Genomic DNA, 14,476 nt, shown 5'->3' with positions numbered 1-14,476 from the left:
AACTATTGATTGAATTTTTGCCCGCTGATTGGATATGTATAAGACGTGCCAGCAAAACTTCCGATAGCCAAACCTACACTATAGGAACCAGTGATCCAAGTAGGGGTCCAGCCTGTATGTGATATGGAGCCGGAGTACCCATACAAAAATTTCCCCCCCGATTCTTTACCATCACCGAGATAATCCGCATATCTAATATCGGCTACTGGACCATTGTATCTACTTAAGGAAACACCTCCAGACAGATCAACATATAAAACCCCCGTCTTTATTGATGTTGTATATGAGTTATATAAGCCTGCATCAGGACCACGTGTAACTAAGTGTGCTCCGTGGGAAATACCAGCACCTCCACCAAAAAAAACGAACCCGACACTAACGTTTACACTTATCATATCTGGTATAATTGTTCTCATTATATCGCTATTCCAAATCTCACTCCAAGTACCAGGGGCATGATATGGATCCGAGTATGGATTATATGGCTCAGCAGAGTTATCATCATTCCTTTCTGTATTAGGAATTGTATAAGTTGCAATGAGTTCTTTTTTTCTTACCGTACCATCAGGATCGGCAGGACGTAAAGCGTATGTATTAATTTCATTAGTGTTGTTCATCACAGTAAACATCACTTTCCCATTTAAACCTAAATATATGTCTTGACCGCTTCCCAAATCGACACCACTGCCCCATAGTCCTCCACTGTCAAACTTTAAATGCTCATCAGAACTTGGTGTAAAGCCGTCACCACGGGTCCATGTTCCTAACTGAAAATTATTGGTATGCGAGCCCGCAAAATCTACAAGCTCGTCATAGGTCATATCGCCCAAGGGGTCGTTGTAACGTAAGGGGTTATTCATGCCATATTGATAAGGCGTCATACTTTCATACAACTCCGCTTTAGGATCAACCCCGATCCACCTACCTAAGGCCGCATCATAATTCCGGTAAAATGTTTGGCTATAATCAGGCATATCGGCAAAATCATTTTGCCATTCGCTCCCTCCATTATACAGGTTTTTATTTGGCTGGCTGGGCGTAGCTGTATTGCTGCCATTCATTACCATGCCAAAAGGGTAATAACTATTTTCTTGCCTAACTACAGCTACGCCGCTTTGCTCTTCAAAACTAACACGTGCATTACCCATGTTATCGGTAATTACATATTCTGGCTTTAACGTGCCGCTGCTATTGCGCACACGCCCTTCCGGTATGGAAAAAGTGACCAGGCTGCTATTTTCATAAACAAAACCATCAATATAATCGGTGGTTTTTTGCAGTGTGCCGCTATCAAATACCTGCTTACGTAAAAGTACCGCAGTAGCATCATAGGTATAAGTGATATACCTTCCCGTTGAAGTATTTATGGTGATTTTGTCTGTCCTGTTTAGTGAGTTATACGTTAATGTCAAACCCTTTTTATAATCATTAGTTAGGTTGCCATTATCATCATAGGTGTATGCCTGGGTTGAGTTAGTTACATTTTTAAAGCCTAAAGCCGTGTAGTTTCCTCCACTTCCATCAATAACATTATCCAATTGGTTTCCGTTGTACGTATAATTTAGATCATCAATAGCTGTGATTGAACCGGCTACAATTGCGTTACGTTGCAAAGTCAATATGTTGCCATTTTGATCGTACTTAATATTCTTTTCGTCGAACCCACCCAAGTTGCTCCATGTTGTGTTTACTACCCTATCGGCGTAAATAGCATTTTTTAAACGATCAAGGTTGTCATATTCATATTTATAGCTTCGCTCTTTACCCACAATACCGTTATTGTCTTTTTCTATCCATTTTACGGCAGATACATTGCCATTAAAATACGCTGTATTACCTAAACTGTTGTCAATTTGGTTGTACAAAATCTCCATCCCGAATACGTCATTACTTTCGTCATTTTTTACACCATCATTTGTTAAGGTGCTGTTATTAATGCTAACTAATCTGCCCTGTATGTTATAACGGTAGTCTAAAGACTGTAAGTAAGTTGCACCGGCATCGGTTGAGTGCAGTTTTTTATCAACCATTTGGCCAAGTTCATTATAGGTATATCCTGCAATGCGGGTAACGCTACTTGAGCTATTATATGATTGATCGATAGATAGTAATCGATCAGCATGATCATACGTATGCGTACTAACAACGGTAGTGGTCCCTGATGGAACAACCTTAACCACTTTGGTCAGTTGCGGTTTGCCGGTAAAATCAACCACTATTGTCTTTACATCATTTATACTTGCATTAAGCTGATTATTATTTTGCGTTTGTATGGCCACCCCGTTGTCATTGTAAAATATTGCTTTAGTGAGCCACAATGGTGTTCCAAAACCCTGCCCAATAGTTTTGGTACGTGTGGCGGTAAGCATTCCCCTAACATTAAATAGAGTAGCAGTTTCACTACCTAATGGGTTGTATGCAAAATCGGGATTGCCATCATTGTCAATATCGTAGTCATCATAATAAACGTAAGATAGTTCGTCCAAATTATTTGATGGAAAAAGATTATTTGTATAGTATCCCGTTGCGCTTGCTCCGGAAACACGTTCTTCGTAGTAAAGAGTAGTATAATCTAAACCGCTTACATACTGCTGCATTGCTGCCGGGGTTGTATATGTTGTTGCATCTGTGTATATCCCTTGGCTGATGGCTCTCCCTTTTGCATCATATTTAATATAATTCCATTTGTGTTGCGCACGGAGGTTTGCATCCTGTATTAATAAGGGCCTGTTAAGTGGGTCATAAACTATATTAACAGTAATATTGCCAGGAGTGACTTTTTCCACCACTCTGCCTAAATTATCGTAACTATATTTAAACAATAATTTAGCTACTCCGGGTTGTGTTAAATCGTAGTCATTTGCTGTAACCATAGCTGAGAACGCCTTAGGCGGAATCACATAGCTCAGTGAGCCGGCGCGATTATAAATATAATAAGTGTCAAAATATGCTTGATTTGTACCATTAATTATCTCGTTAGCTAATTGCCTCTTTAACACAGTCTGTCCACTCAAATTAGCAAATACTATTATTTTCCGCCCTTGTTCATCTGTTACTTCCTGAACATTCAATTTATTAGCATTATATGTGCCGGTATTTGCACCAGCATCCGACCAGCAAATCACATTATCGCCAGTAGTATTAGAACGGTAGTTTATGCTTTTATAATGTTGCCCGGGTTGGTATGCGGCACCTACAGACCCAGTCTGAAGTATCCGTTGCAATGGGCTATTTTCAAATACTTGCTGGGCAAACGGCGATTGGTCATCGGCTACTTTATCACTGGTTCCATTATTGTAAAAAGCAGCCTGCTCACTGGTCGCGTTCAACCTGAAAGCGCCGCTTCCGTCGTTTGCCGTATATGGAAGGTAATTGATGGCCTGCCTACCCAAATCATCGTATTTTGTATTTTGAACAATATCATGCAACAAAGGGCTTGAGTTTACAGATATGGCTTGTACTTGTCTGCCCAAACCATCAATGTAAATTTTTGATGTTTGCTTTTGTGCTGGCGTTAAGCCGCTAAGTTGGCTATCTGTCGTTATACCTGCAACCTTAACGACATCCGTTTGGACATAACTGCGTAACATTGGTGTTCCAATTGTTCCCGGAGGATTTGCAATACTTATAGAGACGTTTGAGCCGAAATCCAATTGAACGCCGGGCAATAGAGTTACAGATTGACTGCTGGTAATATTAACACTATATCCGTTATATACACGAAATGAGTTACCATTAAGCTGAGGCAATACTACCGGATAGGTACTATTGATATCTTGGCTTCTGGCTTCAAATATTATAGTAAACATTACTATGGCGAATAATTTTATCCTATTTAACATAAAGATCTTTTTTATAGTAATGATTATGGACAAGGGGTGGTGTCTATTAAAAAGTTGGCGTTTGTAACAGCCCTTAAGTCCAGCGTGTAGTTTAAAGTACTAACTGAAAATTCATCACAGGATATATTTGTTCCATCAAAGTTTATTCGTAGTTTATTTGTAAGTGGTACATCGGAATCAGGCGGCAAGTCTTGTTCTCCGTTATTTATTAAGTGTGCATGCACCTCATAAATTCCTTTTGGAACTGTACATTGCGCCGCTGCCAGTTGCGCACTGGTGAATGTGTACAGTAAAACAGAGTTTTGATAGAAATCGAAAGTAGCCTGACTTGTATTGTAATTGTTGTAGTTTATCTTAGTAGGAATGTCTGTAATAACAAGTGTCATTGTTTTGCTATACTGTATATTATCGGGCGACGTAACTGTCAGCGTTACGGTGTAGTTGCCTGGCTGGGTATAACTGTGTTTAACAGGGTCATATGACGTGGATGTCTCAATTTGCCCATCTCCAAAATCCCATTTTAATGTGGCTCCCGCATATGTGCAAGTGGTTAGGCTATTAATAATACTAAAAGTAATTAGCGAATTAATATATTGATTAGCTGCAGAATATGTAAAGGTAGGCTGCACAAAGGTTTTATAACTCTCAGTGTAATTATATGATTTTTTCAAAAGTATTTGTTTGTCTTTATCAAACAGATAATTTAAGCGCCCATACTGATCTATTGAATAATAATGCGCTATGCCATTGGTGTTGGTTTCGGCTACTTTAACATTTGTTAATCCATCATATTGATAAGTAGAAACTTCCGCAACTTCGGGATAAAACAACGTTTCATCAATAATAACACCGGTACTTACCTGAAATTTCGCGGTAAAATCAGATGACATGTTAGTTACAGGAACTTTGATTTCGCTATATTTCCACGGGGTGTTAGTGGCTAATGATATCGTATAATTTGTTGTTTGATTAACGCTATTGGTTAATGATAGAGTAACTGTCCCGGCGGTTGTGGTCGTTGCCCACACTGAAAAAATATAATTTTTGCTTAGGCTATTTTTGTGAATTGTTTTACTATAAAATGTATTTGCCCCAGCACGTACTGCGAATTGTCCGGTACGGGTACTGTGTATTAAATCGCCATCGCCTAATACAGCGAAACCAGCGTTATCTACCGGACTATTGATATTAAAATATCCGACCTCATTACTTGATGCATTTTTTATTGTAGCAACGGGTAACTCTGTATAAGCACTTCTTAGTATTGTTTCAATATGTTTGTTATTATCATCTTTGGTTTGAACGATACCAAAATGGTCATATATTAGGTCGTTTTCTACAATACCCGAGTTATATCTATTATAATTTGTAAATATATTCGAAGTGATATCACTCGGGGCAAAATCAGTTACACCGTTAGCATCTGAAAACTTTAATACCTGAGATAAATTGTACCAACTACTAACGGTAGAATATGGCATCGGTGCATTAAATAATTTAAACTTGACTAAGTTACCACTTACAGTTTTATTAACACCATTACGCTCATCTTGAAACCATGTTTCTACCGGCAGATTTATGTTTAGTTGCTGAAGATGGTATATGGCATCAGCATTAGCATCAGAGCTTGCACCTGCAGTATAATCTTTAACATATTTATAAAAAGTTCTTTTTATCGCACCGTCGCTATTAATTGTTTTTTTCTGAGTTAACAGTTTATGATAAGGGCTATCAAAAAAATAAAAGGTTGAATTGGTTTGTGCTTGTGTTAATGTTCCTGAATCAAAAACCGTTTCATCACTTTTTACCAAAAGCTCACCAGTTGATGCGTAAATATTGTATTTAGAATACATCTTGGCATTTGAGTTATCCTCTAATATTAAACCGGTTATGATGTCCGGACTCTGAGTTCTTTGGTAGGTATAGGAAGTTTCACTTACCTCATTACCCAAATCATTATAGTTGACGACCTTTTTTATGATCCCCCGTTCAAAATCGTAATTAATATTTGGTGCAAACGGATAATTATATTTGGCGTTAACCACATTTCCTACAGATGTACACAATGGTTTTCCTGCATAAATAATTGTTGGTGTCCAATCGGCAGATACATTTGCATCAGCCGGGGATGCGGAATTATCCCAATATGTTCCCGGTAGAAAAGATTCATTGAGCGTACTACCCGCATGTGCCTGGCTTTTTCGCACAAAACGATAATAGATACTATGGTCTTCTTTAGACAGGTCCTCAGTTGATCTTATCGTCGAATTATCCCAATTTAGGCCCGTGCCCAGGTATGGCCTTGTAAATGCAAACTGGGGTAATGAAATTGGTTTCCCACTTGATAAACCTGTGACTGGATCTTCATAGCTGTAATTGGTAGCTATATTGTTTGCTACATCCACACCGTCATAATCAATAACACTTTTAACCCGTATTCCACCACCCTGGATTACATGAGAGGCGGGAACGTCATAATAATCATTGGACTCGTATAGGATAGTAGTGCTGGCATTATCGCCGTAGCCTATTTGACTTAAAGCTCCAGCCATTGCATCGTTAGCGCTAGCACTTCTATTAGTTCCTCCTGTTAATGAAACAGAATAGTCAGTTCTAACATAATTGTCAGTTACAATTTGATATCTTGGCAATGTATTATTGGAAGGGTTAACAATTAAAGCTGGCAGCAGGGTAATATTAGAGTTGGCATTGCCATTATAATATCCCCAATAGTCTATGGATTTAGATGCAGAATCTGGCAACGTAGTATAAGTTGTTGCACCGTTCGGACTGGAAAGCTCATTTTCACCCAAATAAGAGAAATGATATTTAAAGGGAGTATTGCAATCTGTAGTTGTGATATCTCTTAAAAAGCATCTCATGTAGCTATTGTTGCTATATGAGTAAACGCTTGTGTAATTTAAAATGAATGTTACTGCTCTGTTTGTAATTGTTTTTAATAGAGACCGATTTGTAACACCATTATTTGAGTAGTCGAAAACATATGAATTTGTTGCTCCTGAAACAGATGTTGGGATAATTGCGCTATAAATGTCTTCTGTGTTGTATTGATGCTCTTCTGTACTGCCAAAATATAAATTTAATGGCGTTGCCGAATCCATGTACTGACCTTCTCTATAGGTAAATATCACTGTATTATTAGTTGCATCAGTTATCGATGTTAAATACCAGCCCATATTAAACCTAACTCCATCTACATATCTGTCGTATTCTTTCTTAAAAAAGCCTATGTTAAACTCATTATTCGATCTGGTAAATCGTTCAACTTTTTGTGCTAATGTGAATTTATATACAACCCCTTTGTTGTTTACCACATGGAACTGCGAAATCAAACCCTCGCTATCTGTGGTATAGCTGATTTTTAAATCCTGGTAAGGAATTGTTTTGATGTTATGGTCTTTATCAAAAATAAAGCTACAGGACATTCCTGGAGCATTGATGTGAAATATATCCGGCTCGGTATCTGCATTATCCGAAAAATACGTCGTCAAATAATTGAGGTCATTCGTTTCACTGCAATTGCTTGGGTTGCCATCATTAGAAACAGTAAGGTTTACAAAAGCATTATTGGGAGCATATAGCCAACCTTTCCTAGGATGCCCCTGCATATCTTGAGAACAATCATCAGGTAAGCCTCGCAGTTCACGGCTTATTTGCCCGCTGGCATTCAAATGCCATCCCATCCCGGCCTGATCCTCTACATCTTTAACTCTCACACCGCTGGTATAATAGGTTAGACTAATAGGAACTGAAATATCACCGGTTTTAACTATACCAATTGGAATATCAAGGCTTGCAGACCCAGTTACAGGGTTAACGGCTACTTTATTTTTTTGACACAGCGCGTTAAGCGTTGATATTTGAAGAATTATAAACAATATTGTTCTTTTTGCTATCATTTGATCTATCTACTGTTTTTTCAATGTTTTAACTATTGCATTTATTTGTTGTTTCATCTCATTGATTACCGCATTTTGCTCTTTGACTTCCTTATCTTTCTCTATTAAGTACAACGTGAGTTCTTCAACTTTTTTGGTTAATAATTTATTCATTTCCCCTAAATCCAAGCCATCTTTCTCGATCTTTTCGGCAGATGGCATGCCTGGTAAATGATGATTTTGGTCAATATAGGTTTTGATTTCTGAAAGCGGTTTTAGAATATATTTCGGTTGAAAGACATAATCAGGCCAAGCCGACCGCAGCTTCACAGTAACGGCAGTAGCAATCACGCTTCCGCCCACAGCAAGTTTATAGCTCGAATTAGCCAGTTGCCAGTTTGAATCGTCTGTTGTACCAATGCCCAGGTTGCCGTTTGGTGATAATGCCATAGTCGGCGTGAACGTACCAGTCCCGTCCATTGCACTCGAAGTGCCCCAGAATAAAGGTGCACCAGATCCTGTCTTTGCATATACTTCCCGCATCGACGCATCCGAACCGTATGCAAAGTATCCCCAGTTTCCCATGTCAACTGCGGATCCACCATACACAATCAATCTGGCCTGGGTATAAGGAGCCATGTCGGCACCTGCACTATTTCGAATTAACCCGGCAGCCCCACTGTTAATAGCCTGACTTACACTTACAGGGCCAACATCTAATTTATACTGAGGAGAGGTTGTCCCGATACCTACATTACCCGTTTGTCCGGCAATAGTCATCCTCGGCGTTAATGAGCTCGCATCATTAACAGATGTTTCTTTTGATGCAAATATGAGTGTCCCAGGGTTAGCGCTTGCTGTTGTAAACGCAAACGTTGTATTGTTAGCAAGCCCCCACTGATCTAAGTATACCCCACCTTTTGACCCGTGATACGGCCCTGAAAAGTTATCGTTATACCAAAATAATGGATAATGGTAATTATTTTGTGTACCCGCATTTCCCAAATCTAATGTGGCTTGAGGGCTGGTTGTGCTCAAACCAACCGTACAGCCTGTGCAGCTTATTGTTGATGTTCCTGTAAATTGTGCATTTACGTGAAGTGCTACAGTGCATAGCACTGTCATGATTAGAAGCTTTTTCATTTGAATATTTTTTGTTATAAGCAGTGGTTTATATGATGGCTGGAGGAATCAAGCAACAGCGCTATAAAGACGTTTCCTAATAGTTATTTCCTGCTATAAACATTGGATTTATAATTAATAAAAACAAATATTTTATTAATTATCTAAAGCACAATTAAAATATTAATCCTGCCATTGATTTATTAATTTATAATCAACCGAATTATGCTAAATATCATAATATCTAATTATTCTCTGTTGTTAATTGGATATTTTAGTTTCACGAACCGGCCTACGAACTGAGAAAAACGTCTGAGCAGAGAGAGCCACCAGGCGACTGCTCAGAATGCATCACGAAGTAGTGGCGCATCCGTTTGACTATTGAACTTTTACGGTGCTTCAAACGGTGTGACGCTACTGATGCGTTTTTCGATGCGTAGGTGAGTTAAATTGTGATTCGCGACTGGCCGTTATAGGTTGAGTGTTGCAAGGATGCCTGGCTAAAAGCCAAGCTATACGAAGCATAAGCGAAACGTATATAAGGACAGAGAGAGCGAATATGATGAACGACTTTGCTATCTCAAACAGCATGACAAGCAAGCCACCGGCTGGTGAGGTATGATGTGGTGAAACCTTATCATACTGAACGGAGCTTGGCGTGAAGTTTTGAATAGCTTAGGAGTGAAGAATGCCTTATTTCCTCGTGCCATAAGTCAGTGTAGCGCACAATAACCACCCAAGCAAAGCTATCCTTACCCTCTTAAACAACTTCTTTGGGGTTAGGATAGCTTTTGCTTTGTGGTAACTGATAATAGTTTAGTAATTTAGATTTATGAAAATATGGAATAAGTATACAAAGGCTGCATTACAAGTCTTCGCTATGCCTACATTCTTTTTATGTTTTACTAATCTTAACCGCAAGTATTATAGTTCACTTCCAGATTGGTATCTTGAATACATGCCAATAACATTAATAATCCTTTGCTTCATTGTAGGTATATCTGCTATGGTGATAAAAATATGTAGCTATACATTTCCTTCAGGTGTTATTGACGACAATGATCCGAAAGTACCGAGCAACGAGCTATAGCTCGTTGCGATGGTTTAAACATAAGTGATAAAATCTCCAATGACAAATGGTTTAACCTGTATTGAGTAATCTTAGGGAACATGCTTTATATAATAGATTGCAATGGTTCAGCTACGGTATTGTTGGCAAAACAGGTTATAAGCAGTATAGAAAACACCTATTCACCTGAAACATTAATTAGGAGCCTACCGGATGGCAAGCTCCAATTTTTTACCTTATTAATAAGTCTGCCAACAAATGTTTCACCTAAATCACATCATTACGGCTCTGTTATTTCAGCAGAAACCAAATCTTCTGTATTGGCTCCTGCCCTGGCATAAACCGCTTTAATTTTATTACCTCTTGTTATGGCCAATTTCAAATCACTTTGAACTGCTGAAGAAGCATCTAATGGATAAAACTGAACAATATGCTCTTCGCCATCTGAATCCCTAACCTTCATTATGCCATTGGCATAGTTGGCATCCAATATAATTCCAGAACGTGTAAATTGTGTTAAGTCCAAATTATTCCTGTCGCTTTCCAAAGGATATAAATCTGTGATGGTAAACGTATAGGTTTTGGGCTTAATGGTGGTATTTTGTTCACCAGTAATAGCTTGTCCCAATGATTGTGATACTGGTGGTGCTGTTTCTATTTTAGTCGAATCAGTATTTGAAAAATACAGCTTGTAAAGTAGGCGTTGAATCCCACCATCTTTATACCAATACTCCCAGCTTTCAAACTTATTGAGTTCTGTAAGATCAATAGTGCCAATGTTGGCGTATATGGAAGATGATTTACCATACTTATCAGTTTGACTTTGCTCTAACTTTACAGTGCAGATACCTTGTTTACCTTTTAGAAGATCAAAAACATTATGGTCTAATGTTTCAAAGTCCCCATTGAATTTGTTTATCTCAGTAAGTCCATAGTTCCATTTAAAGTTAGAGATTTCCAGATAATAAGGTGCATTCTCTGATAAACTCAGTTGTGGTTTTGAATGATTACTGAGATAATTACAGCTTGATCCGACTATCAGAAAAGCTACGACAAGAAAGATGTTTTTCATTAATCTGTATGCTAAGATTATTTCAAGCTTCCTGACACATAACCCCTATAAACAAGCACATCAAGCGCCTCTGTGACTACTTTGCAAGTGAAAGCTGTTCCGTTGGGTTTATAAACCAGTTCCATAGTTATTGTTGCAGTACCTTGCTTGTTATCGTAAGAATTAGCATAAGACCATTTGAATTTATAGTTTTCAGACTTGTATTGGGTGCTTGTTGCGTCAACTTGGGAAGATTCCTGATCATAAATTCTTCCATAGGACTGAGTATGATCTGTATGTCTAATACTAGCAAAATAGAGTTCTTTTGAACCTGCCGGTGTGTACAATACCAAATAGGATTGACCATCAACGAATGTCTTTGTAACATCTATATCATTCATTCGGACGTCAGATATAATAAACCTGGCTAATTCGGTATTCTCTTGAGCATAAGTAGTTAGACCGAATATTAGGAATAACAATGTTGTAAATAAGTGTTTCATAATCAAGGTTAAGGTTGACCGATTAGTCCTTATCGGTTGGTGTGAATGCACGAAAGCGCCTGGACTAAACTCAATTTGTACACCAGAGGCACGTAGGAGAGCCTAACAGCAACAAACAAGTCTTCGCCCAGACGCTTTCGCGCTGGACGTTGAACTCATTTGTTTTTGCTGTTAAGTGAAATTTCCTACGTTTCCTGATGCAAAACAAACAAAGCTTAACGCTTTATATTTTTAAACAATTATGTTATTATAGATGCTATGTTGATGTTGACCTCCGGTTTTATGCGAAGTTAATCAATGAGATATTATATCTCACGCAACTGATAATATTTTTCTTTTAACTGCGGATGGCTTGTACTTAACCAATTTACAAGGGTACGATGGATGTTTGAACTGCAGTTCATCGAACAAACCACTGATATCGGTAATGATTGAATCAGTTTGGATGCAGTCCTCGATATCAACGTTTGTGTATTGGGCCATAGTGAGTTTGAAAACAGCCCTGATAAATTGGTTTGTAAAGACGTGGAAATCCCGATTGGTATCATATCCAAAGTGTATGAGGTAACCCATTTTAGAATCCCTCAGACAGAGATAAAAAATTGGTGATACTAACTCATGGATTTTGGGTTTAATACTCTCAAAAGCCTTGCGATCGATTTCTATCATATATCGAAGCGCCTCTTGCGGGATGCTCGAAATTATTTGTTTGGTGATTTTGGTGATCGCTAAATAGCTGGTTACGACAGCCTCATTTTTTAACTCCTGAAATGATTTTGATGGTTGTGTATTCATGTTGAAATGGTTTTTAGATGTTTATTTGAACAGTTACCTTGTAAATGAAAAAGCCCAATGGCATGAGCATTGGGCATCTGAGATATTTTTGAAAGCTGATTCAAAATCAGTTTATAAAGTATAAATGTACTGCGGATCCTGCTTGGTCAGAACGCTTTTGTGGTATTCAAAGCAGTTAGGTTGAAGTGGCCTGTGCCTGGCTTGCTGACTAAATTCAAATAGCTTGGCTATCCTTGTCCGAACCCTGTCCTCAATCCAACAATCATGGAAATCATATTCTATCCAGTAATGGAAATTGAGGTCGCACATTAGGTGCAAATAAATATTTGGTGTAATGAAGCTGTGCATAGCAAATGAATTTTCGCTGTTATCTTCCCTGTAATCCCTCTCGAATACGATTGGGTGCTGTGAACCCAAATAAATTTTCACTTCCGTTAGAATAAGGTTGTAATAGTACTCTATGGATGAGTTTTGTAGTTGGATTGTTTTAGTGACCTTTTGCTGTTTAGCGAGTTTCCACATTTTACCTAACCTGCTTCGTTGTTTTTTCTCAATTTGTTCTTCAAAATCTTTGATTTTGGGCGTGTCTTTTACTTCTTTCATGTCATTTTTTGGGTTTTAGGTTAATGATTTGATTGTTTTCTGTTTTGGGTCTGATGTGGTCTGCTGAACGTTGGCACTATTCATTGAGAATGATTTGTGCCTTGGACAAAGCGTTTCCTACGGAAACGAAATCCAGGTAAGCAGACCTGCATCTGTGCCCGAAAAGCAGAAAACATTTCGACTTATACTCGACTAAAGGAGAGGGGATGTAATACAAGCGACTTGTCCGGTCGCTGCATTCGTAATTTATTTCAAAACAATGTATCAATACATAAAAAGATCTAAAAAACTTTTAGGGGTATGGGTGTTAGAAAGGGTATGGGGATGTTTGTGGGTAAAAGGCTTTTAAGGAGTCTTACCTTTTAATGAAGTAAGGAGAAATTCCAGCTTGACTTATTACAAGGTAACTTGTTTGAATAACTTCTACAGAATTGTATTGGTATAAAAAAAGCTGCTTAAAGCAGCTTCTTTTTAGACATTCATAAGCTTTTTATAATAAATTGAACCAGTAATATCAATCGGTTCCTCTACAACCAACAAATCAAACCTAGTATGACCTATTGATTCGGCAACCTCCTTGTTTACTATGTACAACTTCTCTAGGTTTCTGTCTTGTGACGGTAGACCATTAACACGGTCCATAATACGCTTATAGATGGGTATAAGACCAAACTTGTTTACTTTATCTATTCTTTCGATCTCGCATTTGGCGTAACCCTCTGATGGTAGCCCTATCATGGGTTGTCCGTGTGCAGACGCAATACCAATCGGTCTTCCTGTATAATTTAGAACTTCCATAATTTTTATGAGTAATATTTAAACCTACACTTCATTAAATAGGGGCATAAAACCCTTTTTTTAATAGTGAAGTGTAGGTATTTGTTAACTTTTTAGTTTATCGTAATTTTTAAAACCCTATATCCCATGATGTTTTTTCCATTATCATTCGTGCCTATCCAGACTCTATCAGATAATTCACAGTATTTGGAAAGTAACTTTATAGATGGTTTTAAATGTCTTAAATTGTGGGCTGATACCCCTTGCTGTAAAACATTGACTAATGCATGAGCGGATGAGGTCTGGCCCACCTTGTAATTATTTTCAATGTACTGCATGAACCCAAAGTTTGATTGCTGACTCTCCAAATCCCTTTTGACAATTTCAGCTTTGATTTTTCGTGGGTCGAATTTCAATTCTTTTATGGCTTCATGCCCCAACCTATCAAAATCATCGGTAACCTTTTTAAACTCTTTTCTCAAAAACATCATCTGTATATTCTTTAGAAATTCACTAGTTAACTCAGGGTCATAAATATCTCGAATCAAGGGCATTATTTCGGAGTAAACTGTTTTCAATGGCATAGAGTTATGTTTTAAAACACGCTGATGGTCGGTTAATTTGTAGCTTTCAGTTTCACTACTCACCACAAAATGATTGCTCTTACTATAACCTTCCAATAAATTATTCAATGATTGATAATACCCTTTTACTTTTTCCTCATAAATAGTATTATCCTGCATGAAGAAGTTTCGGGAACCATCCTCATTAACATATTTAGCAAACTCAACACGGGTCATCATTTCTTTGATGGT

At 38.0% G+C, this 14,476-nt stretch carries 9 protein-coding genes; all 9 read right to left on the bottom strand.

Annotation, left to right across the window (positions count from 1 at the left end):
• Window positions 1-2: 2 nt before the first annotated feature.
• Window positions 3-3,809 carry a DUF6443 domain-containing protein gene (locus KXQ82_RS10385; RefSeq protein WP_219488230.1) on the bottom strand — a complete coding sequence of 1,269 codons (3,807 nt, stop codon included), beginning with the start codon at window positions 3,807-3,809 and terminating at the stop codon, window positions 3-5.
• A 56-nt stretch (window positions 3,810-3,865) separates the two neighbouring features.
• Entirely contained in the window at window positions 3,866-7,762 is a 3,897-nt protein-coding gene (locus KXQ82_RS10380) for a PKD domain-containing protein (protein WP_219488228.1), read from the bottom strand.
• Window positions 7,763-7,771: 9 nt separating this feature from the next.
• Window positions 7,772-8,884, bottom strand: coding sequence for a hypothetical protein (locus KXQ82_RS10375; RefSeq protein ID WP_219488227.1), 1,113 nt, complete (start codon window positions 8,882-8,884; stop codon window positions 7,772-7,774).
• 1,328 nt (window positions 8,885-10,212) lie between these two features.
• Entirely contained in the window at window positions 10,213-11,004 is a 792-nt protein-coding gene (locus tag KXQ82_RS10370) for a hypothetical protein (RefSeq protein WP_219488226.1), read from the bottom strand.
• Window positions 11,005-11,021: 17 nt separating this feature from the next.
• A complete protein-coding gene (locus KXQ82_RS10365) occupies window positions 11,022-11,486 on the bottom strand; it encodes a hypothetical protein (protein WP_219488224.1) in 465 nt (154 codons plus the stop codon).
• A 312-nt stretch (window positions 11,487-11,798) separates the two neighbouring features.
• Entirely contained in the window at window positions 11,799-12,281 is a 483-nt protein-coding gene (locus KXQ82_RS10360; protein ID WP_219488222.1) for a hypothetical protein, read from the bottom strand.
• Between the two features lie 111 nt (window positions 12,282-12,392).
• A complete protein-coding gene (locus KXQ82_RS10355; RefSeq protein WP_219488220.1) occupies window positions 12,393-12,884 on the bottom strand; it encodes a hypothetical protein in 492 nt (163 codons plus the stop codon).
• A gap of 471 nt (window positions 12,885-13,355) precedes the next feature.
• Window positions 13,356-13,682 (bottom strand): hypothetical protein, encoded by a 327-nt coding sequence (locus tag KXQ82_RS10350; protein ID WP_219488219.1) that lies wholly within the window; start codon window positions 13,680-13,682, stop codon window positions 13,356-13,358.
• Window positions 13,683-13,774: 92 nt separating this feature from the next.
• Window positions 13,775-14,464 (bottom strand): hypothetical protein, encoded by a 690-nt coding sequence (locus KXQ82_RS10345; RefSeq protein WP_219488217.1) that lies wholly within the window; start codon window positions 14,462-14,464, stop codon window positions 13,775-13,777.
• Window positions 14,465-14,476 lie beyond the last annotated feature (12 nt).

The sequence above is a fragment of the Mucilaginibacter rivuli genome, assembly GCF_019391655.1.
Lineage (GTDB): Bacteria > Bacteroidota > Bacteroidia > Sphingobacteriales > Sphingobacteriaceae > Mucilaginibacter > Mucilaginibacter rivuli.
Note: the sequence above shows the minus strand (reverse complement) of the source record. Positions and strands in the feature narration are given on the sequence as shown.

Excerpts from the sequence above, each read along its gene's own strand:
- KXQ82_RS10370 (WP_219488226.1), bottom strand. The coding sequence starts at position 11,004 with ATGAAAAACATCTTTCTTGTCGTAGCTTTTCTGATAGTCGGATCAAGC.
- KXQ82_RS10360 (WP_219488222.1), bottom strand. The coding sequence starts at position 12,281 with ATGAATACACAACCATCAAAATCATTTCAGGAGTTAAAAAATGAGGCT.
- KXQ82_RS10365 (WP_219488224.1), bottom strand. The coding sequence starts at position 11,486 with ATGAAACACTTATTTACAACATTGTTATTCCTAATATTCGGTCTAACT.
- KXQ82_RS10345 (WP_219488217.1), bottom strand. The coding sequence starts at position 14,464 with ATGATGACCCGTGTTGAGTTTGCTAAATATGTTAATGAGGATGGTTCC.
- KXQ82_RS10380 (WP_219488228.1), bottom strand. The coding sequence starts at position 7,762 with ATGATAGCAAAAAGAACAATATTGTTTATAATTCTTCAAATATCAACG.
- KXQ82_RS10375 (WP_219488227.1), bottom strand. The coding sequence starts at position 8,884 with ATGAAAAAGCTTCTAATCATGACAGTGCTATGCACTGTAGCACTTCAC.
- KXQ82_RS10350 (WP_219488219.1), bottom strand. The coding sequence starts at position 13,682 with ATGGAAGTTCTAAATTATACAGGAAGACCGATTGGTATTGCGTCTGCA.
- KXQ82_RS10355 (WP_219488220.1), bottom strand. The coding sequence starts at position 12,884 with ATGAAAGAAGTAAAAGACACGCCCAAAATCAAAGATTTTGAAGAACAA.
- KXQ82_RS10385 (WP_219488230.1), bottom strand. The coding sequence starts at position 3,809 with ATGTTTACTATAATATTTGAAGCCAGAAGCCAAGATATCAATAGTACC.